3 protein-coding genes are annotated in these 1,559 nt (G+C 51.8%); all 3 read left to right on the plus strand.

Going from position 1 to position 1,559, the window contains the following annotated elements; genetic code table 11:
• Positions 1-100: 100 nt before the first annotated feature.
• The 3 genes from HIJ39_RS22845 (at position 101) to HIJ39_RS22855 (ending at position 1,519) form a co-directional block, all read left to right on the plus strand.
• Positions 101-565, plus strand: coding sequence for a hypothetical protein (locus HIJ39_RS22845; protein WP_169103326.1), 465 nt, complete (start codon positions 101-103; stop codon positions 563-565).
• Between the two features lie 272 nt (positions 566-837).
• Positions 838-1,074 carry a hypothetical protein gene (locus HIJ39_RS22850; RefSeq protein ID WP_169103327.1) on the plus strand — a complete coding sequence of 79 codons (237 nt, stop codon included), beginning with the start codon at positions 838-840 and terminating at the stop codon, positions 1,072-1,074.
• A 73-nt stretch (positions 1,075-1,147) separates the two neighbouring features.
• Positions 1,148-1,519: a GNAT family N-acetyltransferase gene (locus HIJ39_RS22855; protein WP_169103328.1), complete on the plus strand. Its 372-nt coding sequence runs from the start codon at positions 1,148-1,150 to the stop codon at positions 1,517-1,519.
• The last annotated feature ends 40 nt before the right edge of the window (positions 1,520-1,559 follow it).

The following is a 1,559-nucleotide window of genomic DNA, read 5'->3' on the forward strand; positions in this document are numbered from 1 at the left end:
CGAATGGTGGCGAATTACTGGACGAGGTGGTGGGAATTTACCGGAATGGGTGGTGGATTAGGTCCGGAATCCGCAAGCTTGCGTGTTGTGGTCGTATGGGGTGGGAATCGCTTCAGATCAACACACCAAAGAACTTTTGAGCGCCGACCGCCATCGACGACGCCAACAATTGGCGGTGGGATTGACCAAGATGCTTCATCATATTCAACCGTATATGACCAAAATTACACACAAAAAAAGTTACTATCGAGCGATGGGATTGGCTTCGAAACACGTCCGACAGGCAATCTTTGAAATGAAATCCGAACTCACGCTCGATCAATTGAAGCATTGGGATAAATTAAAGCAAAACTGTTTGTATGTGGATTGGGAAGAAGGTGTGGATTTAACCCAATCACCCGTTACCGTCGAGCAGGTCGATGATATTTTGAAAGGTGCCCGAGGATTTCTATGGTTTCTGAAAGCGTTTTCAAGCCACGATATGCGACGGAAATTTCAGCGACACAAAAATGAATTTCGAGCCATGATTGAAGAATTTAAAGTAGAAGCAGGATTAACTGATTGATTAGCTTTCTAGATGCAAAGCACCGTTCGATAGGTAAAAAAGGATCAAGGGCTGCCTCTCACCCCTTTAGAATCCCGGACTTGTTTGATCCCCGAAAAGTGCATCAGGATGACGAGGCGAGGCACCAACCGGGATCATCCACGGTTAAAATGCTTTGGGCATTATAATCATTAGCGGTCTGCGAGCCATCCTGTGACACAGTGAATGAAAATATAGCTTCCCCACCACTTACATGGAATCCCCCACTAACCCCCTTGTCGGGGACTGTCCATGTGACAGTTGTGGATCCGTGGGCGCCAGCGGAAGCGGTTAGCGTACCTGATGCCCGGGCTAATCGTCAGGGTCATTTTGTGGTGATTGACGTCAACATGAAGCCCAACTCGACTGGCCCCGGTCGACCGGGCCGCGCCAATCAAGCGAGCTTGGTCGGAATTGCGGCGTCAGCCCTGGGGTGGACATATCGGGAGCTAATCGCGAATATTGCTTCCCAAAGTTGGATGGCTTATTAGTGGTAACGGCTCATGGAGTCGAGAGGCGAGGGTGATTTCCATCCAAGTGTGCCGAGAAAGCGGAGCAAAAAAAATGTTGGCTATTCAAGAAGTCGAGCGGGACGACTTCGAAGTGGTGTGGCCGTTGCTAACCCATGCGATGGGCGCGGCCAACGACGCCCCCAAAGTGCTGTGGCAAGAGCGGTACCAGAAGCATCCCGCGTATCAGCTTTGGGTGTTGAAGGATCGTGGCCGGCCTGTCGGGGTGATCGGGGTGCTTTTGGCGGATCCGACGGAGATTACCCACATTGTGGTCGAGCCGGACGATCGGGGTCGGGGTCATGGTGCAATACTCGTTACGGGCGTTCGGCAGTCGAAGCTGGGCCTCGCCACTTGGTATACGGAGACCGACGACGATGCCGTCGGGTTCTACGTGCGACTGGCAGGTACAGAAGCTTGCAGGTGAAAGTCCTGCTCCTGCGAATTACCCCATTCAAGTGGGATAG

The organism is Sulfobacillus harzensis (genome assembly GCF_012933365.1).
GTDB classification, from domain to species: Bacteria; Bacillota; Sulfobacillia; order Sulfobacillales; family Sulfobacillaceae; genus Sulfobacillus_B; species Sulfobacillus_B harzensis.

Bases quoted from the DNA above. Each gene is read 5' to 3' on its own strand.
- HIJ39_RS22855 (WP_169103328.1), top strand. From the start codon at position 1,148: ATGTTGGCTATTCAAGAAGTCGAGCGGGACGACTTCGAAGTGGTGTGG.